Source organism: Stenotrophomonas sp. CC22-02, assembly GCF_004365115.1.
Classification (GTDB): Bacteria; Pseudomonadota; Gammaproteobacteria; order Xanthomonadales; family Xanthomonadaceae; genus Stenotrophomonas; species Stenotrophomonas forensis.
This window is the reverse complement of sequence record NZ_SOCO01000001.1, coordinates 1310899-1331584: the sequence shown is the minus strand read 5'-3', so window position 1 is coordinate 1331584 and position 20686 is coordinate 1310899. Positions and strand designations below refer to the sequence as shown.

Below are 20686 nucleotides of genomic sequence, written 5' to 3'. Positions count from 1 at the left end.
TCAACCCTGGAGTTAGGAGCCCGCTTCCTGCGGAAATTCCTGTCGAATCCGCTGGAGATAGCGATCAGATGCCGCCCGATCGCCCAGCCGCGCTTCGATTTCAGACGCAAGTTGTAACACGGAACGCGTTGCGGGTGCAGCCGCCATCCTACGTTCGGCGAAGGCCCGGGCCTCCATGTAGCGGCCCTGGCGGAAGCTGAGCTGGGCCATCGCCTCGAGTGCGACCGGGTTGTCAGGCAGTGTCGTCAGCGCCGCGCGAAGGTCGCGTTCGGCACGTTCGAACTGGCCGGCATCCAGTGCGCAGCCGCCGGCATTGGCCTGCGCCTCGGCCGGCGTGGCATAGCCTGGCGCCTGCAGGGCGCGGTCGAACCAGACCAGCGACTCGGCCGGCCGGCCCTGCTGGCACAGCCAGGCACCGTAATTGTTGAGGATGTCGCCACGCTGCGGCGCCAGTTCGGCAGCCCTGCGGAAGCTCTCGCCGGCCTGCGGGGTGCGGCCCCGGCGCTCGTCGATGCCGGCCAGCAGCACCAGCGCATCCGGAGCCTCCGGCGCCAGCTTCTGCGCCTCACGGGCCTTGCGCTCGGCCGCATCGAGGTTGCCGACCTGCATGTCGCGGGCGGCCAGCGCCAGCAGATCCTGCCAGCGCACCTGGCGGCGGACGTTGTCCGGATCGCGGACCGAGTACACCGGCGCCACGCTGGGGCCCAGCTTGGCCTTGGGTTGGGATTTGCAGCCGCCGACCGAGAGGGCCAGCACGCCTGCGAACAGGGCCAGCCAGAGGCGGTCAGGCCGCGGCATCGCTCCCCTTCCCCGCCTGCAGCGTCTTGTTGAACTCCGCCTGGCGGCGGGTGCGGTCCATCACCTGGCCCTTGAGCTGGCCGCAGGCGGCGTCGATGTCGTCGCCACGGGTACGGCGGACCATGGTCAGCACGTTGCTGTCGAGCAGGATCTTCTGGAAGGCACGGATGTGCGCTTCTTCCGAACGCTCGTAGCGGGTGCCCGGGAACGGATTGAACGGAATCAGGTTGACCTTGCCCGAATCCTTGGCCTGCACCGCGTTGTCGAACTGGCGCATCAGGCGGGCCAATTCGCGGGCATGCTCGGGCTTGTCGTTGATACCCTTCATCAGGGTGTATTCGAAGGTGACCGATTCGCGGCGCTTGTTGGCGCGCAGGTAGCGTGCGCACGAGGCCATCAGCTCGGCGATCGGGTACTTCTTGTTGAGCGGCACCAGGGTCTCGCGCAGCGCATCGTTGGGCGCATGCAGCGACACCGCCAGCGACACGTCGCTTTCGGCCGACAGGCGGTCGATCTGCGGCACCAGGCCGGAGGTCGACAGGGTCACGCGCTTGTTGGCCAGGCCGTAGCCCAGGTCGTCGCGCATCACGCTCATGGCGCGCACGACGTTGTCGAAATTCATCAGCGGCTCGCCCATGCCCATCATCACCACGTTGGTGAGGCGGCGCATCTGGTGCGGCACGTTGCCCAGGTGGCGTGCGGCAACCCACACCTGGCCGATGATCTCGGCGGTGGTCAGGTTGCGGTTGAAGCCCTGGGTGGCGGTGGAGCAGAACGTGCAGTTCAGGCCGCAACCGACCTGCGAGGACACGCACAGCGTGCCGCGGGTCTTGTCGGGGATGTACACGGTCTCGATGGCGTTCTTGCCATCCACGCCCATCGCCAGCAACCACTTGTGGGTGCCGTCGGCGGAGGGCTTGTCGAACACGATGTTCGGAACCAGCACCTCGGCATGGGCCTGCAGCTTGGCGCGCAGGACCTTGCCGAGGTCGGTCATTTCATCGAAGTCGGTGACGTAGCGATGGTGGATCCACTTCATCACCTGATGGGCACGGAACTTCTTCTCGCCGAGAACCTCGACGAAAAACTTCTCCAGGCCCGCGCGATCGAGGTCGAGCAGGTTCTGCTTGCCAGCCGTGGGTGCCGACTTCGGCAGCGGCTGGATGGCGGGGGACTGTACGACCTCGTTCACGGCATTACTCTCAGCGCGAAACGACTTCGGTGGCGGCGAAGAAGTAGGCGATTTCAATCGCGGCATTCTCGACCGAGTCCGAGCCGTGGGCGGCGTTGGCATCGATGGATTCGGCGAAGTCGGCGCGGATGGTGCCCGCAGCGGCTTCCTTCGGGTTGGTGGCGCCCAGCAGGTCGCGGTGGGCCAGGACGGCGTTCTCGCCTTCCAGGGCCTGGATCATCACCGGGCCGGAGATCATGAACTCGACCAGCGCGTTGAAGAACGGACGCTCGCGGTGCACGGCGTAGAAGCCTTCGGCTTCACGGCGCGACAGCTGCTTGTACTTGGCGGCCACGACCTTCAGGCCGGCCTTCTCGAAGCGGGCGTAGATTTCGCCGATGACGTTCTTGGCAACGGCGTCCGGCTTGATGATCGAAAGGGTGCGCTCCAGCGCCATGGGATGTCTCCAATGGAATCGGGCCGCTGATGGCCCGAAGGGTAACATGAAAAAAACCCGCGTCGGGACGCGGGCTTAGCCTGATAAACGTAGGCGAATTGTAAAAGATAAAGCGCTGTCGTGGTAGTGCCGGCCGCTGGCCGGCAGGCTGGCGCCCGCCGGGCTGCCCCCAGCGGCCGGCACTATCCTTTGCGCCCATTCACCCACCTGAGCGGATTCTGACCGCCCCGGGTATTTTTGCTGCACTGCAAAATGCCATACGCTACCGTCTGGTTCTAGTATCAAACAATCGTTTGATTAAGGTCCGCCCGCCGATGGCCAAGCCCGCCCACTTCTCGACCAAGGACCGCATCCTCGGTGCCGCCGAGGAGCTGTTTGCCCAGCACGGTTTCGCCGGCACCTCGCTGCGCCAGGTGACCAGCCAGGCCGACGTCAACATCGCAGCGGTCAATTACCACTTCGGCTCCAAGGAAAACCTGGTCAACGAGGTGTTCCGCCGCCGCATGGACGAGATGACCGGCGCCCGCCTGGCCCAGCTCGAGCGCGCCCGCAGCGAACATCCCGGGCAGCTGCGCCCGGTGCTGGCCGCCTTCGTCGAGCCGGCGCTGGCGCTGGCCCAGGACCGCCAGAACGGCGGCGCCTTCGTGCGCGTGATCGCGCGCGCCTACGCCGAGAAGAACGACAACCTGCGCAAGTTCCTGTCCGACCACTACGGCCACGTGCTGCGTGCGTTCGGCAAGGCGATTGCCGAATGCGCGCCCGACCTGAGCAAGGAAGAGCTGTACTGGCGCCTGGACTTCCTGGCCGGCTCGCTCACCTATGCCATGGCCGACTTCGGGCTGATCAAGCGTCCCGCCGGTGTCACCGAAGCGGCGCATCGTGCCCATGCCGCCCACGAACTGATCCATTTCGCCGAAGCCGGGTTCCGCGCCGCCGCACGCGCCAGCGCCCTGCCCGCTTCCCCGTGATTCCACCGGGTGTGACCCACCCAGTAACTGCTGACCAACAAAGGCCCTACACCATGTCCAATTCCCTGCTAGTCCGCCGCGCCGCCGTGCTGGGTGCCGGCGTCATGGGTGCCCAGATCGCCGCCCACCTCACCAACGCTGGCGTCGACACCGTGCTGTTCGACCTGCCCGCCAAGGAAGGTCCGGCCGACGGCATCGTGCTGAAGGCGATCGCCAACCTGGGCAAGCTGAGCCCGGCGCCGCTGGCCAGCAAGTCGCTGGCCGAGGCCATCACCCCGGCCAACTACGAGTCCGGCCTGGAGCAGCTGAAGGACTGCGACCTGATCATCGAAGCCATTGCCGAGCGCATGGACTGGAAGCAGGACCTGTACAAGAAGATCGCCCCGTTCGTGGCCGACCACGCCGTGCTGGCCTCCAACACCTCGGGCCTGGGCATCAACAAGCTGGCCGACGTGCTGCCCGAGCAGCTGCGCCACCGCTTCTGCGGCGTGCACTTCTTCAACCCGCCGCGCTACATGCACCTGGCCGAGCTGATCCCGGCCACCACCACCGATGCTGCCGTGCTGGAAGGCCTGGAAGAATTCCTGGTCACCACCCTGGGCAAGGGCGTGGTGTACGCCAAGGACACCCCGAACTTCATCGGCAACCGCATCGGCGTGTTCTCGATCCTGTCCACCATCCACCACACCCAGCAGTTCGGCCTGGGCTTCGATGAAGTGGACGGCCTGACCGGCCCGCTGGTCGGCCGCCCGAAGTCGGCCACCTACCGCACCTCCGACGTGGTCGGCCTGGACACCATGGCCCACGTCATCAAGACCATGGGCGACACCCTGCCCAACGACCCGTGGCATGAGTTCTTCAAGTCGCCGAAGTGGCTGGACGCGCTGATCGCCAAGGGCGCGCTGGGCCAGAAGACCGGCGCGGGCATCTTCCGCAAGGTCGGCAAGGACATCGTCGTGCTGGACCTGGAAAAGCAGGACTACCGCCCGGCTGACCGCGCCGCTGCACCGGAAGTGGTCGAGATCCTGAAGATCAGGAACCCGGCCGAGAAGTTCGCCAAGCTGCGCGAGAGCCAGCACCCGCAGGCGCAGTTCCTGTGGGCGACCTTCCGCGACCTGTTCCACTACAGCGCCTACCACCTGGCCGACATCGCCGAGACCGCGCGCGACGTCGACCTGGCCATCCGCTGGGGCTACGGCTGGTCGCTGGGCCCGTTCGAAACCTGGCAGGCCGCTGGCTGGAAGCAGGTCGCGCAGTGGATCGCCGATGACATCGTCGCCGGCAAGAGCATGAGCAACGCCCCGCTGCCGGACTGGGTGTTCGATGGCCGCGACGGCGTGCATGCCGCCGAGGGCAGCTACAGCCCGTCGCGCAACGCCAAGCTGCCGCGTTCGTCGCTGCCGGTGTACCAGCGCCAGCGCTTCCCCGATCCGCTGCTGGGCGAGACGTTCGCGCCGGGCGAGACCGTGTTCGAGAACGACGGCCTGCGCATGTGGCATGACGGCGACGGCATCGCCGTGGTCAGCTTCAAGACCAAGATGAACACCGTGTCCGACCAGGTGCTGGACGGCCTGCAGGAATGCGTCAGCCGCGCCGAGAAGGACTTCCAGGGCCTGGTGATCTGGCAGCAGAAGGAGCCCTTCTCCGCCGGTGCCGACCTGGCCGGTGCGCTCGGCCTGCTGCAGGCCGGCAAGGTCGACCAGTTCGAAGAGATGGTCGCCAACTTCCAGCGCACCAGCCAGCGCATCAAGTACTCGCTGGTACCGGTGGTGGCTGCCGTGCGCGGCCTGGCCCTGGGTGGCGGCTGCGAGTTCCAGATGCACAGCGCCAAGACCGTGGCCTTCCTGGAAAGCTACATCGGCCTGGTCGAGGCCGGCGTCGGCCTGCTGCCGGCCGGCGGTGGCCTGAAGGAACTGGCCGTGCGTGCCTCGCAGGCCGCCGGCCCGGGCGGTGACGTGTTCGCCGAACTGAAGAAGACCTTCGAGACCGTGGCGATGGCCAAGGTCTCCAACTCGGCGGTCAACGCCAAGGAACTGGGCCTGCTGCGCAGCACCGACAAGGTGGTGTTCAACAGCTACGAGGCGCTGCACATCGCCAAGGCCGAAGCCCGTGCGCTGGCCGAAGCGGGCTACCGTCCGCCGCTGCCGGCACGCCGCATCCAGGTGGCCGGTGACGTGGGTATCGCCACCTTCAAGATGATGCTGGTCAACATGCTGGAAGGCCGTTTCATCAGCCCGTACGACTACGAGATCGCCGAGCGCATCGCCACCGTGCTGTGCGGCGGCAAGGTCGACCGCGGCACCCTGGTCGACGAAGAATGGCTGCTGACCCTGGAGCGCAAGCACTTCGTCGAACTGGCCCAGCAGGAAAAGACCCAGGCCCGCATCGCGCACATGCTGAAGACCGGCAAGCCGCTGCGTAACTGATTGATGGCGGGTGCCGGCCCCTGGTCGGCATCCCTCTGCCTCTGGTGGGTGCCCACCTTGGTGGGCACACCGGCAAAACCTATTCGAGAGATCACTGCAATGACCAAGCAAATCCAGGACGCCTACATCGTCGCCGCCACCCGCACCCCGGTTGGCAAGGCGCCCAAGGGCATGTTCCGCAACACCCGCCCCGACGACATGCTTGCGCACGTGTTGCGCAGCGTCGTCGCGCAGGCGCCGGGCGTGGACGTCAACCGCATCGATGACGCAATCATCGGCTGCGCCATGCCGGAAGCCGAGCAGGGCATGAACGTGGCGCGCATCGGCGTGCTGCTGGCCGGCCTGCCCAACACCATCGCCGCGCAGACCGTGAACCGCTTCTGCTCCTCCGGCCTGCAGGCCGTGGCGCAGGCCGCCGACGCGATCCGCCTGGGCAACGCCGACCTGATGCTGGCCGGCGGCACCGAGTCGATGTCGATGGTGCCGATGATGGGCAACAAGATCGCGATGGCACCGAGCGTGTTCGACAACGACCACGTGGCCATCGCCTACGGCATGGGCATCACCGCCGAGAAGGTCGCCGAGGAATGGAAGGTCTCGCGCGAAGACCAGGATGCGTTCGCCCTCGCCTCGCACCAGAAGGCCATGGCCGCGATCCAGAACGGTGACTTCAAGGACGAGATCAGCCCGTACGAGATCGTCTCGCACCTGCCGGACCTGGCCGACGGCCAGCGCATCATCACCCGCAACAAGGTAGCCGACACCGACGAAGGCCCGCGCCCGGATTCCTCGGCCGAAGGCCTGGCCAAGCTGCGTCCGGTGTTCCGCAACGGCCAGTTCGGCGGCACCGTCACTGCCGGCAACTCCTCGCAGATGAGCGATGGCGCCGGCGCCGTGCTGCTGGCTTCGGAACAGGCGATCAAGGATTACGGCCTGACCCCGCTGGCGCGTTTCGTCAGTTTCTCGGTGGCCGGCGTGCGTCCGGAAGTGATGGGCATCGGCCCGATCGCCGCGATCCCGAAGGCACTGAAGCAGGCCGGCCTGACCCAGGACCAGCTGGACTGGATCGAGCTCAACGAAGCCTTCGCCGCGCAGTCGCTGGCGGTGATCCGCGATTGCGGCCTGGACCCGAGCAAGGTCAACCCGCTGGGCGGCGCGATCGCCCTGGGCCATCCGCTGGGTGCGACCGGCGCGATCCGTACCGCGACCCTGCTGCACGGCCTGCGTCGTCGCCAGCAGAAGTACGGCATGGTGACGATGTGCATCGGCACCGGCATGGGCGCGGCGGGCATTTTCGAGGCGCTGTAAGGTTCAAGGCGTTGCCTCGTTAGGCTTCATGGCGTGGGCCGGGTCGGCAGGGCTGCCCGGGACACGCCGTGAACCCCTCCATGGGGGCTCGATGGCGCCATCCATGGCGCCAACGGTCCCGGGCAGCCCTGCCGACCCGGCCCTTCCAGCCTCCCCGCGGCGGAGGGGTGAGCAAAGACAGGGGCAAAGGCCGGGGTCAGAGCCCTTTGCAGCGCAAAGGGATCAGACCCCAACAAGCAAAAAGGCAGCCTATGGCTGCCTTTTTGCTTGTGCTTCTGCCTTTGATTCCGCCCTTCCCGTCCGCGCCCACGGGAAATCTGACAGGCGGGACGGGTCGGCCTTTGCAGGACCGTTGGCGCCATGGATGGCGCCATCGAGCCCCCATGGGTGAGGGCGCTTTGCTTGCGAAGCACTGCTTCGCAAGCGCCCGAACGCACAGCCGCCAGCGGCTGGGCCGGACCTCGGAGGGGGGTTTACGGCGTGTCCTGCAAAGGCCCACCCGTCCCGCCCATCACGTATCAATCAAGGCGCTGCACGGAGCGCTTGATAAAACCCTTATTCCGCCAGCATCGCCGTCAGCTTCTCCCGCGCCGGGCCAGCCAGCTTCGGGTTATCCAGCGCGAACCGGATCGTCGCCTCCACCAACCCCAGGTGCGTGCCGCAGTCGAAGCGGGTGCCCTCGAATCGATAGGCATCGACCTCTTCGGTCTTCAGCAGCTGCGCGATCGCATCAGTCAGCTGGATCTCGCCACCGGCACCGCTGCCGGTGCTTTCAAGCAGCTCGAAGATCTTCGGGCTCAGCACATAACGGCCTACCACCGCCAGGTCGCTCGGCGCGTCCTCCGGCTTCGGCTTCTCCACGATCTCCGAAATGCGACCCTTGCGGCCATCAAAGGCCTCGGTCGCCACGATGCCGTAGCTCGCTGTCTTTTCGTGCGGCACGTCTTCAACGGCGATCACGCTGGCACCACTGGCCTCGTTGAGATCGGCCATCTGCTTGAGCGCACCCGCGCCGCGGTTCCAGATCAGGTCGTCCGGCAGCAGCACGGCGAACGGCTCGTCGCCGATCACGGCTTTGGCGCAGAGCACCGCATGCCCCAGGCCCAGTGCTTCGGCCTGGGTCACGAAGATCGCGCGCACGCCTTCGGGCAGCACGTGGCGGATGAGCTCCAGCTGTTCCTGCTTGCCGGCGCGCTCGAGCTTCTGTTCCAGCTCGTAGGCCTTGTCGAAATAGTCGGCCACCGCGTGCTTGTAGCGGTTGGTGATGAACACCAACGTATCGCAGCCCGCTTCGATTGCTTCATCCACGGCGTACTGGATCAGCGGTCGATCAATGATCGGCAGCATCTCCTTCGGCACGGTTTTGGTTGCTGGCAGAAAACGTGTCCCCAGACCCGCTACCGGGAAAACCGCTTTGCGAATTCGCTTGCTCATTGGTGCCTGTTGGCCTCACGTGCCGGAAAGGGCACGACTTTAGCGGATGAAATGTAAGCATCCTGTTCGATTGGAGAGAACTCCGGCATCGTCGCGAACAGGACTTCCTTGATGGTGTCGGTGTCGTAGCTGCAGACCGCATCGCGCAGACGCGGCACGTTGGCCAGCACCAGATCTCGCGAGAACATGCGCACACCGGCCTCGAGGATCTTCGGGTGCGCAGTGGAACGGTAGTCCTCGTCTGAATAGAACAGCGTCTCATGCAGCTTTTCACCGGGACGCAGGCCGGTATAGATGATCGGAATATCCTTGTAGGGTTGCTTTCCCGCCAACCGGATCATCTGTTCGGCCAGCAGGCGGATCGGCACCGGCTCGCCCATGTCCAGCGTATAGATCGCGCCATGCGAGGCCGAGGCGGCCGCCTGCAGGATCAGCTGGCAGGCCTCGGGAATGGTCATGAAGTAGCGGCTGACTTCCGGATCGGTAACGGTCACCGGCCCACCGCGCAGGATCTGTTCCCGGAACAGCGGCACCACGCTGCCGGCCGAGGCCAGCACATTGCCGAAACGCACGGTGACAAAACGGGTGTGCGTGGACTTCTGGTCCAGGCTCTGGCAGATCATCTCGGCATAGCGCTTGCTGGCACCCAGCGCATTGACCGGGTCCACCGCTTTGTCGGTGGAGATGAAGACGAAATGCTCGACGCGCGCCTCCAGGCAGGCCCGGGCCACATTCTCGGTCGCCAGGATGTTGTTGCGCACCGCTTCACGCAGCTGGCGCTCCAGTACCGGCACATGCTTGTAGGCCGCCGCGTGGAACGCGGTATCCACCGGATGCAGCGAAAGCGCATGGCGGATCACGGCCGGGTCACCGCAGTCACCCAGCACTGCCTCGATCTCGACATCGGGGAAACTGCGGCGCAGTTCGCCCTCGATGGTCAGCAACAACAGTTCGCTGATCTCCAGCAGGATGATCCGGCCAGCACCATGGCGCGCGCACTGGCGGCACAGCTCCGAGCCAATCGAGCCACCGGCGCCGGTCACCATCACCGTACGCCCGCCCAGCCAACCACGGATCAGGTTCCAGTCCGGCATGATCGGCTTGCGGCCGAGCAGGTCCTCGATCGCCACTTCCTTCAGCTGCCCGGGAAGCGACTGGCCCTGCAGGATGTCGCTGAGCTTGGGCACGGTACGGAACGGCACGCCCGTGCTTTCACAGATGGCCACGATCCGCTGCATGCCGGCAGCGTCCAGCGAAGGAATGGCGATCACCAGCAGTTTGGCCGCGGTCTCGCGGACCACGGTGGGCGCGTCGTCCAGGGTGCCAAGGATCGGAAGGCCCTGCAGTTTGGCCCCGCGCAGGTGGGGGGCGTCATCGAGCAGGCCGACCGGCTCGAAGTTGCCCGAGCGCCGCAGATCGCGGACCAGCGTCTCGGCGGCCTGGCCGGCGCCGAGGATCAGCACACGACGTGCACTGGAATCGGACTGCAGCGCCTGGTAGTCCTTCCAGGCCCGGTACAGCAGGCGCGGCGCGCCCAGCAGGGCCGACAACGCAAACGGATAGATCACCAGCACCGACATCGGCACGCCATCGAAGCGCTTCCACATCAGCACCAGCACGATCGCCACCATGCCGATGAAGCTGGCCTTGAAGATGTTCAGCAGGTCACTGACACTGGCAAACCGCCACAGTCCGCGGTAAAGGCCGACGCGCCAGAACACCAGGCCCTGCAGCAGCAGTACCAGTGTGGTGTCGATGTTCCAGAGCGGAAGCTCGGGCGCGTTGGGCAGGATCGAGTAGCGCCCCGCGTGGAGCAGCTGCCAGCATGCCCAGACCATGAACAGGTCGTGGCAGACGATGGCCGAACGCGGCATCAGGCCGAGGATTCTGTCCCGCCAGGGTGAAGCCATAAGTCAGGTATTTCCTTGTCGATGGCGCAATCCATTGCGCAGGAGGAGCCAGAGGACGCTCAGCGCACTGAACCACGCGATCGCCACGACAGCCTCCCACCTCGGCTGCAATTTGGAGCAGACAACAGTCACTGTAATACTGAACAGGCCCAAAGCAAAGTACATCCCTGTCACCTGGGCGTGACTGGCTCCTGCCTGCACCGCGCGCTGGTAGACATGCTGGGTATGGGGTTCCATCCAGCGTTGTCCGGAAATGATGCGCGCCAGCAGTGTGAAGCCTGCGTCCACAAGGAAAGCCGAGGCCGGCACCAGCAGCAGGAGCCAATTGATGTCCGTGCGCACGCTGGCGATGGCCAGCACGGCCGCAACCGCATAGCCCAACGCGCCACTTCCGACATCACCCATGAAGATCCGCGCCCGCGGAAAATTGAACGGCAGGAAGCCCAGGCAGGCCAGGCCCAATGCCAGGGCCGCAAGCGAATAGGGCCAGGGCAGAAGCGGCGCCAGTCCCAATGCGACAACGATGGCCTGGCTGGCGGCAATGCCGTTGATCCCATCCATGAAGTTCCAGATGTTGATCAGCGAAGCGGTGAACAGCAGCACCAGTCCGGCCAGCAGCCAGCTGCCACCGTTCGCCTTGACCAGCATGGCCAGCAGCGCTGCCGCAATGAAATGCACCAGCAGCCGGCGCAGGGCAGGCAGGGGCCTGTGGTCGTCCCACCAGCCGATGCCGGCCACCAGGACCAGGCCAAGGCTGGCGACCAGCAGGCTCGGCGCCGCGTCCGGCCAGACGAACATGGCCACGCCCGCCGTAACCAGCAGGCTGATGACGATGGCGATGCCACCACCGCGCGGCGTCGCCACGCTATGACTGCGACGTTCGCCGGGCTGGTCCATCAACTGCTGCCGCACGGCATAGCCACGGGCGGCCCAGGTCAGGGCTGCGCTCAACAGGGCCAGTCCCAGCAGCGCCCCCATCACGAACCACGGCATGGATCAGAGCACCGCGTAGTTCAGCAGCGGCTTGACCGTCCCCCACTCCTTGCAGCTCGGGCACTGCCAGTGATGCGTCCGCGCTCCGAAACCGCAGCGGGTGCAGCGGTAGGCCGGGTTGCGCACCAGCAACTGATCGGTGATGTGCTTGAGGTCATGCAGGGTGGCCGTGGAGTCGGCGCCTTCGGCCAGGGTCAGGTCGATCAGTGCGGACTCGCCACGCACCGACGGACGATCCTTGAGCTGGCGCCCCAGATAGGCTCGGGCCGGCGCAACGCCTTCCTGCTCTTCCATCAGCCGGGTCAACGCCAGTACCGGAGCGATGCCGCGATAGTGCTCGGTCATTTCCGACAGGAAGGCACGCGCGCCCGCGAGGTCACCGACCTTGCGATAGTTCGCCATCAGCGCCGGCAGCAGCTCGGGCAGGTATTCCGGATCGTTGCGGGCCGCCCGCTCGAATGCGCGCACCGCGGCTTCCGCGTTGCCGGCATCGGTCTCCAGGCGCCCCTCGATGATGCCCGCACGCACCGACATCGCATCGGCCTGGTAGGCACGGGCGATCGCTGCCCTCGCCTCCTCCAGCTTGCCGGCACCACGGAAGCGCTCGGCCAGCTCGCATTCGAACTGACCGATCAGCTTGCCCATCGGCTCGCCGGTCACGTCCTCGAAACGGGTCGCGTTGTCGATCGCCTTTTCCCAGTCACGCTCGGCCTGGTAGATGCCGATCAGGTGCTTGAGCGCCTGCGGGGCGCGCTGGTCGAGCTGCGCCAGCTCGGTGAACACGGTTTCGGCACGGTCCAGCAGGCCGGACTTCATGTAGTCCTCGCCCAGCGCCAGCAGCGCCTGCACGCGCTGTGCATCACTCAGATCGTGGCGGTTGACCAGGCCCTGGTGCAGGCGGATGGCACGATCGACTTCGCCGCGACGGCGGAACAGGTGGCCGAGCGCGACCTGGGTCTCGAAGGTTTCCTTGTCCAGCTCGGCGATATGCAGGAACAACTCGATGGCCTTGTCCGGCTGCTCGTTGAGCAGGTAGTTCAGGCCCCGGAAATAGGTGCTCGACAGGCGGCTGACCTGGCTGTCACCGTGACGCTGCCCGCCGCGCCGGCCGATCACCCATCCCGCCACTGCAGCCAGCGGGACGAACAGGAAAAACCACAGCCACTCGGTGACGAATTCCATCTTCGATCAGCGTCCGTCAAAAGATTGGGAGGAAACACCCGCGGCCGGCGTCGCCGCCCCGGATTTGTTGGCGCGGCGCAGCTGGCTGTAGAGCGGAATGACCACGCTTACCAGCACCAGACCGGCACCGACGATGACACCCACCAGCAGTGCAGCGATCAGCGCCACGCCTACCGAGGTATGCAATTGAGTGAAAAGCAGGTTGATCGACATCGCGGTCATGTTGACCGCACCGATGATCAGCCCAAGGATCAGGACCGCCAGCAGGACCAGCAGACGAAAAACCTTCATGCGAGAGCTCCAGTGGCAGGAGTCCGTAGCTTATCCGACTCGCGGCTTGATTCGCACGCGGTGGCGCGACGGGAGGCTCAGGCCGGATCAGCGTCCAGCGGCAGCACACTGCTGACCCGCTCGCGCAGTTCCTTGCCCGGCTTGAAATGGGGAACATGCTTGCCCGGCAGGGCAACCGATTCGCCGGTCTTCGGGTTGCGACCCAGGCGCGGCGGACGATAGTGCAGCGAGAAGCTGCCGAAACCACGGATTTCGATGCGATCCCCGGCGGACAGCGAACCGCCCATCATTTCCAGCAATGACTTCACCGCCAGATCGACATCATCGGCCTTCAGGTGCGCCTGGCGGCGCGCAAGGATTTCGATCAGTTCGGATTTGGTCATCACCGGCTCACATCAGGGGCATCTCAGCCTGAAACGGCCCGGGCAAACGCCCGGGCCGTCCAGGAAACAACGTACAGCGTAAGGCCGATTACTCGGACTTGTTGCCGTTCAGCTGCGCACGCAGCAGCGCGCCCAGCTGGGTGGTGCCGCTGGAAGCCGAAGAGGACTGGTATTCCTCCAGCACTTCGCGCATTTCCGCGTCGTCCTTGGCCTTGATCGACAGCTGCAGGGTACGGCCCTTGCGGTCCATGCCCACGAACTTGGCTTCGACCTTGTCGCCGACCTTCAGGTGCTGGGTGGCGTCGTCAACGCGCTCGTTGGCGATGTCGCGTGCCGAGACGTAACCTTCGATGCCGTCAGCCAGTTCGATGATCGCGCCCTTGGCGTCGACTTCCTTCACCACGCCTTCGACCTTGGAGCCCTTCGGATTGGCAGCCATGTACTGGCCGAACGGATCCTGCTCCAGCTGCTTCACGCCCAGGGAGATGCGCTCGCGCTCCGGATCGACAGCCAGGACGACGGCGTCCAGGGTATCGCCCTTCTTGAAGTTGCGAACGACGTCTTCGCCGGTGGTGTTCCAGCTGATGTCGGACAGGTGGACCAGGCCGTCGATGCCGCCGTCCAGGCCGATGAAGATGCCGAAGTCGGTGATCGACTTGATCTGGCCCGACACCTTGTCACCCTTCTTGTGGGTGGCAGCGAAGGTTTCCCACGGATTGGCGGCAACCTGCTTCATGCCCAGCGAGATACGGCGACGCTCTTCGTCGACGTCCAGGACCATGACTTCAACTTCGTCACCGACCTGCACAACCTTGGACGGGTTGACGTTCTTGTTGGTCCAATCCATCTCGGAGACGTGCACCAGGCCTTCGACGCCCGGCTCGATCTCGACGAACGCGCCGTAATCGGTGACGTTGGAGACCTTGCCGAAGACGCGGCTGTTGGCCGGGTAACGACGACCGATGTTGTCCCACGGATCCTCGCCCAGCTGCTTCAGACCCAGCGAAACGCGGTTGCGCTCGCGGTCGAACTTCAGCACGCGGACGTCCAGCTCGTCGCCGACGTTCACGACTTCCGACGGGTGACGCACGCGCTTCCACGCCATGTCGGTGATGTGCAGCAGGCCGTCGATACCGCCCAGGTCCACGAACGCGCCGTAATCGGTCAGGTTCTTGACGACACCCTTCAGGATCGCGCCTTCCTGCAGCTTGTCCATCAGCTGCTCGCGCTCTTCCGAGTGCTCGCTTTCGACGACAGCGCGGCGCGAGACCACGACGTTGTTACGCTTGCGGTCCAGCTTGATGAGCTTGAACTCGAGTTCCTTGCCTTCCAGGTAGGCCGGATCGCGCACCGGGCGCACATCGACCAGGGAACCCGGCAGGAAGGCGCGGACATCCTTGATGTCCACGGTGAAACCACCCTTGACCTTGCCGCTGATGCGGCCGGTGATGGTTTCGTTCTTTTCCAACGCTTCTTCCAGCTCGTCCCACACCATCGCGCGCTTGGCCTTCTCGCGCGACAGGACGGTTTCGCCGAAGCCGTTCTCGATCGAGTCGAGGGCGACCTTGACGATGTCGCCTTCGGCGACGTCGATTTCGCCAGCGTCGTTACGGAACTGTTCGATCGGCACGATGCCTTCGGACTTCAGGCCAGCGTTGATCACCACGACGTCGCCGCGGACTTCAACAACGGTACCGCTGACGATGGCGCCCGGCTTCAGCTTGGCCAGATTGGCCTGGCTGGCTTCAAACAGTTCGGCAAATGATTCGGTCATTAGATTTACTCTGTTGGACACATGGGTCGGTGGCGTCCCCTTCAGGGGAATGGCGACCGCCCGCCTGTTGGTCGACCCCGGAAACGCAGGTCGTGTGTAGTAGGAAAACCGCCACGCATCATTGCGCGACGGAGCTGGTACAGCACTGCTATGCGCGACCACCACCGATGTTGCTGGCAGTGCTCCCGCGCGAACGGATCAGGCAGCCGGAACCGGAAGCAGATCCATCACTCTGGCAACGACATCATCGATGCCGATGCCTGTGGTGTCGATGAGGACAGCATCGTCTGCCGGCTTCAGGGGCGCCACGGTACGCTGAGCATCACGGGCGTCGCGGGCCATGATCTCGCGCAGGAGGTCATCAAAGTTAACAGAAACCCCCTTGTCTTTCAACTGCTTATGCCGGCGCTCGGCGCGCTCCTCGGCACTGGCGGTCAGGAAGACCTTGTAGGAGGCGTCCGGGAAGATCACCGTGCCCATGTCGCGGCCATCGGCGACCAGGCCGGGCAGCTCCCTGAATGCGCGCTGGCGCTCCTTCAGCGCGGCCCGCACCTCCGGAATGGCCGCGATGGCCGAGGCCAGGGCCCCGGTGGTCTCCAGGCGCAGCTCGTCGGTGGCGTCGGTACCGTTCACCATGACCCGCATCGACTCGCCCTGTTCAACAAACTGAACGTGGGTATCGAAGGTGCAGCGCACCAGCGCCGAGGCGTCCGAGGTGTCGATGTCGGCCCAGCTCGCAGCCACGCCCACCGCCCGGTACAGGGCGCCCGAATCCAGGTAATGCCAGCCCATCCGGCGCGCGATGATGCGGCTGATGGTACCCTTGCCAGCCCCGGAAGGGCCGTCGATGGTCAGGACGGGAGCGAGTGGATTCATGGGGTTCCCAGAGCGTTCGAAGGGGTCATTCTAGCCCCTGCCCGGGGGCCCGCGCGGCGACTTTCGCGCAACCACTTGAAACAACGACAAAAAGCCCGGTAGAATGGCGGGCTTGAACGAGCGTCAACTGCCGATTGTCTTTCGCATATCGCGGCCACGCTCCACCCGAACAACTACTGTTTACGCCGAGGTATGCCATGAAAGTCCTGTCCTCCCTGAAGTCGGCGAAGGCCCGTCACCGTGACTGCAAGGTCGTGCGTCGTCGTGGCAAGATCTTCGTCATCTGCAAGTCGAACCCGCGTTTCAAGGCGCGTCAGCGCTAAGCCTCACAGCCTTCCGGCTGCGGCTGGCCCTACGCGGGGCCGACCCGATGCAAGAAACCGCCTTCGGGCGGTTTTTTGTTTTATGCGGCTTTTTCCTGCCGATTTTGCTGTAATCGCCGTTCTTGACCACTGGGGAGTAGATCGAGATGAAGCGTTACCTGTCCGCCCTGGCCGTGATGGCCACCCTGGCCGCCGCCACTCCGGCGCTGGCCGATACCCTGCTTGTCGACCGTGCCCGCGAGAAGCCGGCCGGTGCCCTGCCCGTGCGCGGCCAGAGCATGCAGCAGGTGCAGGCGCAGTTCGGCGCGCCAAGCGAACAGCTGCAGCCGCGCGGCGGGCAGAAGCGGCAATGGCCGACCATCAACCGCTGGGTCTACCCGCAGTTCACCGTCTACTTCGAGAAGCAGAAGGTGATCGACGTGGTGGCCAATCAGGCGGACCCGAACGAAGTCGGCCCGAAACCGCCGATCCGTTGATCCCTTTACCCGCCGTGGGCGGGCCTGTGTAGCGAGACCATGAACCAGACCCTTCGTTTTCCTGCCGAGTGGGAAGCCCAGAGCGGCGTCCTGATTGCCTGGCCCACCGCCGACACCGACTGGGCCGAGCGCCTGGGCCAGGTGGAAGAGACCTACATCGCCCTGGTCGCGGCCATCACCCGCTTCCAGCCGGTGCTGATCTGCGTGGCCGACGACGACGTGGAGACCTATGCCGAGATGCGGCTGCGCTCCAACCGCATCGACATGGACAAGGTCCACTTCACCACGGCGGCCTACGACGATACCTGGCTGCGCGACTCCGGCCCGATCACCCTGCGCCGCGCCGATGGCGGCTTCCAGCTGCTGGATTTCCGCTTCACCGGCTGGGGCGGCAAGTTCGACGCCACCCTGGATGACCAGCTGGTGGGCGTGCTCGACCAGGCCGGCGTGTTCAACGACGCACCGGTGCGCAGTATTCCGTTCGCGCTGGAAGGCGGCGGCATCGAGACCGACGGCGCAGGCACCCTGCTGACCACCTGGAAGTGCCTGCACGAGCGTCACCCGGACCGTGACCGCGCCAGCCTGAGTGCCGACCTGGCCGACTGGCTGCAGCAGGACCGCGTGCTGTGGCTGGACCACGGCTATCTGGAAGGCGACGACACCGACGCCCACATCGACACCCTCGCCCGCTTCGCCTCGGCCGACAGCATCGTCTACCAGGCCTGCGACGACGAGAGCGACTCGCACCATGCCGAGCTGCAGGCGATGGGCAACGAACTGGCCGCGCTGCGCACGAAGGATGGCCAGCCGTACCGCCTGTTCCCGCTGCCGTGGGCACAGCCGGTGATCGACGAAGGCCGCCGCCTGGCCGCGTCTTACGCCAACTACCTGATCGTCAATGGCGCGGTGCTGATGCCGGCCTACGGCGACCCGGCCGACGACCTGGCCCGCGACGTGCTGGCGCAGGCGCACCCCGGCCGCGAGATCGTGCAGGTGCCCTGCCGCTCGCTGATCTGGCAGAACGGCAGCCTGCACTGCATCACCATGCAGCTGCCGGCAGGGTTGTTGAAGGCGTAAGCGGTAGTGCCGGCCGCTGGCCGGCAACCATGCAATGCCTGATGGATCCACGGGATTGCCGGCCAGCGGCCGGCACTACCAGCACCCATTCAGCGCGCGACACGCCGTCGCCGTCCATCCGCGCTAACATGCTGGTTTTCCCCCGCAGGAACGCCCCGCATGAACTCGCGCAGCCCCCTTACCGTCGCCCTGATCCAGGAGCGCAACCACGGTGACGCCGCCGCCAATCTGGCGGTGATCGAAGCACGCGTGGCCGAGGCGGCTGCGCAGGGTGCAAAGCTGGTGCTGCTGCAGGAACTGCACAATGGCCCGTACTTCTGCCAGCACGAGTCGGTGGATGAGTTCGACCTGGCCGAGCCGATTCCGGGCCCCAGCACCGAGCGCCTCGGCGCGCTGGCGAAGAAGCATGGCGTGGTGCTGGTCGGTTCGCTGTTCGAGCGCCGCGCCGCCGGCCTGTATCACAACACCGCGGTGGTGTTCGAAAAAGACGGCACCCTGCTCGGCAAGTACCGCAAGATGCACATCCCGGACGATCCGGGCTTCTACGAGAAGTTCTATTTCACCCCGGGCGACATCGGTTTCAAGCCGATCGACACCTCGGTGGGCCGCCTCGGCGTGCTGGTCTGCTGGGACCAGTGGTACCCGGAAGCGGCGCGCCTGATGGCACTGGCCGGTGCCGAACTGCTGCTCTACCCCACCGCGATCGGCTGGGACCCGGACGACGTGCAGGACGAGAAGACCCGCCAGCGCGACGCCTGGGTGCTGAGCCACCGCGGCCACGCCGTGGCCAACGGCCTGCCGGTGCTGAGCTGCAACCGCGTCGGCCACGAGGCTTCGCCGCTGGGCGCGTCGGGCATCCAGTTCTGGGGCAACAGCCACGTGCTTGGCCCGCAGGGCGAGTTCCTGGCCGAGGCCGGCACCGACGCCACCGTGCTGCTGTGCGATGTCGACCTGCAGCGCAGCGAGCACGTGCGCCGCATCTGGCCGTTCCTGCGTGATCGCCGCATCGATGCGTACGGCGACCTGCTCAAGCGCTACATCGACTGAGCCGGAGCCCGCGCATGGCCGTCCTCATCCGTGATGCCGGCCCGGCCGACATCGACGCGATCACCGCGATCTACGCGGTGGAAGTGACCGACTTCGTCAACACCTACGAGTACGACATTCCGGATGCGACCGAGATGCTGCGCCGCATGCGCGACATCATCGACCGTGGTTTCCCTTACCTGGTCGCCGAGATCGACGGCCAGGTGGCCGGCTATGCCTACGCCAACACCTACCGCACCCGCGTGGCCTACCAGTGGACCGTCGAGAATTCGGTCTACGTCGATGCCCGTTTCCAGGGCAAGGGCGTCGGCACCGGCCTGCTGCAGGCCCTCATCGATGCCTGCGTGGCGCGCGGCTACCGGCAGATGGTGGCGGTGATCGGTGAACCGACCAACACCGCCTCGATCAAGCTGCACGAACGCTTCGGCTTCCACCTGGTAGGCATTTTCAAGGGCCTGGGCCGCAAGCACGGCCGCTGGCTGGACACCGTGCAGATGCAGCGCGCGCTCGGCGATGGCGCCGACACCGCACCTTCCAATGAATGAATCCATGACTGAAACCCTTCCCGAGACCGGCGACGACCTGTTTGCCGGCCAGCCGGTGCGCGTCGTCGAACGCGACGGCGTGCGTTACACCCTGCTGGGCACCGCCCACGTCTCCCGCGCCAGCGTCGAGGCCGTGGAAAAGGCCATCGACAGCGGCCGCTTCGATGCGGTAGCCGTCGAACTGGATCCGCAGCGCCTGCAGGCGCTGAGCGATCCGGACACGCTGGCCAAGCTCGACCTGGTCGAGGTGATCCGCAAGGGCCGCGTGGCCCTGTTCGCCGCCAACCTGGCCTTGTCCGCCTACCAACGCCGCCTGGCCGAACAGCTGGACATCGAGCCGGGCGCTGAACTCAAGCGCGCGGTGGAACTGGCGCGTGAGCGCAACCTGCCGGTACACCTGATCGACCGCGAGGTGGGCCTGACCTTCCGCCGCGCATCGCAGCGGCTGGGCTTCTTCGGCAAGCTGAAGCTGGTCGCCGGCCTCGGTGCCGGCCTGTTCTCATCCGAGGAAGTGGGCGAGAACGAGATCGAGAAGCTCAAGCAGGGCGACATGCTGGAATCGAGCTTCGGCGAGTTCGCCAGCGAGAGCCCGGCGCTGTACGAGACCATCATCGGCGAGCGTGACCGCTACATGGCCACGCGCCTGCGCGAAGAACACGACCCGCAGCAGCGCGAAGTGCTGGCCGTGGTCGGTGCCGGCCACCTGGCCGGGCTGGCCCGTTACCTGGAAACCGACACCGAGGCACCGGCGCCGCTGCGCGCCGAGCTGGAGGCGGTGCCGAAGAAGCGCAACATTCCGTGGTTCACGCTGGGCATCCTGGCCATCGTGGCGACCGGCATCGGCGTGGGCTTCTATCGCGGCGGACTGGGTGTGGGTACCGAACTGCTGGCGACCTGGGCGATGTATACCGGTGGCCTGGCGGGCCTGGGCTGCCTGCTGGCCGGCGGCCATCCGCTGAGCATCCTCACCGCGATCGCGGTGGCCCCGTTCAAGCCGTTCCGCCTGAGCATCCCGACCGGTGCGTTCTCGGCGCTGGTGGAAGCGCGGCTGCGCAAGCCGGCGTACGAGGACTTCCTGAAACTGCGCGACGATGCGCAGAGCCTGAAGGGCTGGTACCGCAACCGCGTCACCCGCGTGGTGCTGACCTTCATGCTGACCAACATCGGCAGCATGCTCGGCCTGTGGCTGACCACCTTCAAGGTGTGGGGCAAGGTGGCGGGCTGATGGTCCCGCCCCACGTGGCTAT

General features: G+C 65.7%; 20 protein-coding genes. 9 read left to right on the top strand and 11 right to left on the bottom strand.

The features are described 5' to 3' along the window. Nucleotides 1–12: 12 nt before the first annotated feature. The 3 genes from pilW to ndk are packed head-to-tail and all read right to left on the bottom strand — an operon-like array spanning nucleotide 13 to nucleotide 2426. A complete protein-coding gene (gene pilW / locus N440_RS06370; RefSeq protein WP_133934446.1) occupies nucleotides 13–798 on the bottom strand; it encodes a type IV pilus biogenesis/stability protein PilW in 786 nt (261 codons plus the stop codon). Beyond that, the gene (gene rlmN, locus N440_RS06365; protein ID WP_005409296.1) at nucleotides 785–1990 is read right to left on the bottom strand and encodes a 23S rRNA (adenine(2503)-C(2))-methyltransferase RlmN; all 1206 of its coding nucleotides are present in this window, start codon (nucleotides 1988–1990) and stop codon (nucleotides 785–787) included. The genes pilW and rlmN overlap by 14 nt, the downstream gene beginning before the upstream one ends. Nucleotides 1991–2000: 10 nt before the next feature. Next, nucleotides 2001–2426, bottom strand: coding sequence for a nucleoside-diphosphate kinase (gene ndk, locus N440_RS06360; RefSeq protein ID WP_008265389.1), 426 nt, complete (start codon nucleotides 2424–2426; stop codon nucleotides 2001–2003). Between the two features lie 314 nt (nucleotides 2427–2740). On the opposite strand from ndk, the gene N440_RS06355 reads away from it, so the two are divergent. From N440_RS06355 to N440_RS06345, 3 genes are all read left to right on the top strand, one after another. After that, complete coding sequence (locus N440_RS06355) at nucleotides 2741–3394, top strand: TetR family transcriptional regulator (RefSeq protein WP_006431024.1); 654 nt, start codon at nucleotides 2741–2743, stop codon at nucleotides 3392–3394. 53 nt (nucleotides 3395–3447) lie between these two features. Continuing rightward, nucleotides 3448–5820 carry a 3-hydroxyacyl-CoA dehydrogenase/enoyl-CoA hydratase family protein gene (locus N440_RS06350; protein WP_133934445.1) on the top strand — a complete coding sequence of 791 codons (2373 nt, stop codon included), beginning with the start codon at nucleotides 3448–3450 and terminating at the stop codon, nucleotides 5818–5820. 99 nt (nucleotides 5821–5919) lie between these two features. After that, nucleotides 5920–7128, top strand: coding sequence for an acetyl-CoA C-acyltransferase (locus tag N440_RS06345; protein WP_006431022.1), 1209 nt, complete (start codon nucleotides 5920–5922; stop codon nucleotides 7126–7128). Nucleotides 7129–7683: 555 nt separating this feature from the next. Here N440_RS06345 and galU read toward each other — a convergent pair. From galU to cmk, 8 genes are all read right to left on the bottom strand, one after another. After that, a complete protein-coding gene (galU, locus tag N440_RS06340) occupies nucleotides 7684–8562 on the bottom strand; it encodes a UTP--glucose-1-phosphate uridylyltransferase GalU (protein WP_133934444.1) in 879 nt (292 codons plus the stop codon). Beyond that, nucleotides 8559–10472, bottom strand: a complete 1914-nt coding sequence (locus tag N440_RS06335; RefSeq protein ID WP_006430999.1) for a nucleoside-diphosphate sugar epimerase/dehydratase — start codon at nucleotides 10470–10472, stop codon at nucleotides 8559–8561. Before N440_RS06335 ends, galU begins: the two co-directional genes overlap by 4 nt. A gap of 3 nt (nucleotides 10473–10475) precedes the next feature. Further along, nucleotides 10476–11465, bottom strand: a complete 990-nt coding sequence (locus N440_RS06330) for a glycosyltransferase family 4 protein (protein WP_133934443.1) — start codon at nucleotides 11463–11465, stop codon at nucleotides 10476–10478. A gap of 3 nt (nucleotides 11466–11468) precedes the next feature. Further along, on the bottom strand, nucleotides 11469–12647 hold the full coding sequence (gene lapB / locus N440_RS06325; protein ID WP_006430997.1) for a lipopolysaccharide assembly protein LapB: 1179 nt from the start codon (nucleotides 12645–12647) through the stop codon (nucleotides 11469–11471). A gap of 6 nt (nucleotides 12648–12653) precedes the next feature. Beyond that, nucleotides 12654–12938, bottom strand: coding sequence for a LapA family protein (locus N440_RS06320; RefSeq protein WP_006430981.1), 285 nt, complete (start codon nucleotides 12936–12938; stop codon nucleotides 12654–12656). Between the two features lie 77 nt (nucleotides 12939–13015). Next, nucleotides 13016–13321 carry an integration host factor subunit beta gene (locus N440_RS06315; RefSeq protein ID WP_005409286.1) on the bottom strand — a complete coding sequence of 102 codons (306 nt, stop codon included), beginning with the start codon at nucleotides 13319–13321 and terminating at the stop codon, nucleotides 13016–13018. Nucleotides 13322–13409: 88 nt separating this feature from the next. Beyond that, the gene (rpsA, locus tag N440_RS06310) at nucleotides 13410–15095 is read right to left on the bottom strand and encodes a 30S ribosomal protein S1 (RefSeq protein ID WP_005416230.1); all 1686 of its coding nucleotides are present in this window, start codon (nucleotides 15093–15095) and stop codon (nucleotides 13410–13412) included. Between the two features lie 198 nt (nucleotides 15096–15293). Next, nucleotides 15294–15971: a (d)CMP kinase gene (gene cmk, locus N440_RS06305; RefSeq protein ID WP_049457846.1), complete on the bottom strand. Its 678-nt coding sequence runs from the start codon at nucleotides 15969–15971 to the stop codon at nucleotides 15294–15296. Nucleotides 15972–16168: 197 nt separating this feature from the next. Here cmk and ykgO point away from each other — a divergent pair, with 197 nt between their 5' ends. From ykgO to N440_RS06275, 6 genes are all read left to right on the top strand, one after another. Then, nucleotides 16169–16294 carry a type B 50S ribosomal protein L36 gene (gene ykgO / locus N440_RS06300; protein ID WP_005409283.1) on the top strand — a complete coding sequence of 42 codons (126 nt, stop codon included), beginning with the start codon at nucleotides 16169–16171 and terminating at the stop codon, nucleotides 16292–16294. A gap of 146 nt (nucleotides 16295–16440) precedes the next feature. Beyond that, nucleotides 16441–16770: a hypothetical protein gene (locus tag N440_RS06295; RefSeq protein WP_006430960.1), complete on the top strand. Its 330-nt coding sequence runs from the start codon at nucleotides 16441–16443 to the stop codon at nucleotides 16768–16770. A gap of 39 nt (nucleotides 16771–16809) precedes the next feature. Continuing rightward, nucleotides 16810–17847 (top strand): agmatine deiminase family protein, encoded by a 1038-nt coding sequence (locus tag N440_RS06290; protein ID WP_133934442.1) that lies wholly within the window; start codon nucleotides 16810–16812, stop codon nucleotides 17845–17847. 159 nt (nucleotides 17848–18006) lie between these two features. Continuing rightward, nucleotides 18007–18894, top strand: a complete 888-nt coding sequence (locus N440_RS06285) for a carbon-nitrogen hydrolase (protein ID WP_005409280.1) — start codon at nucleotides 18007–18009, stop codon at nucleotides 18892–18894. A 14-nt stretch (nucleotides 18895–18908) separates the two neighbouring features. Beyond that, nucleotides 18909–19439, top strand: a complete 531-nt coding sequence (locus N440_RS06280) for a GNAT family N-acetyltransferase (protein ID WP_133934441.1) — start codon at nucleotides 18909–18911, stop codon at nucleotides 19437–19439. Beyond that, a complete protein-coding gene (locus N440_RS06275) occupies nucleotides 19432–20664 on the top strand; it encodes a TraB/GumN family protein (protein WP_164087773.1) in 1233 nt (410 codons plus the stop codon). The genes N440_RS06280 and N440_RS06275 overlap by 8 nt, the downstream gene beginning before the upstream one ends. Nucleotides 20665–20686 lie beyond the last annotated feature (22 nt).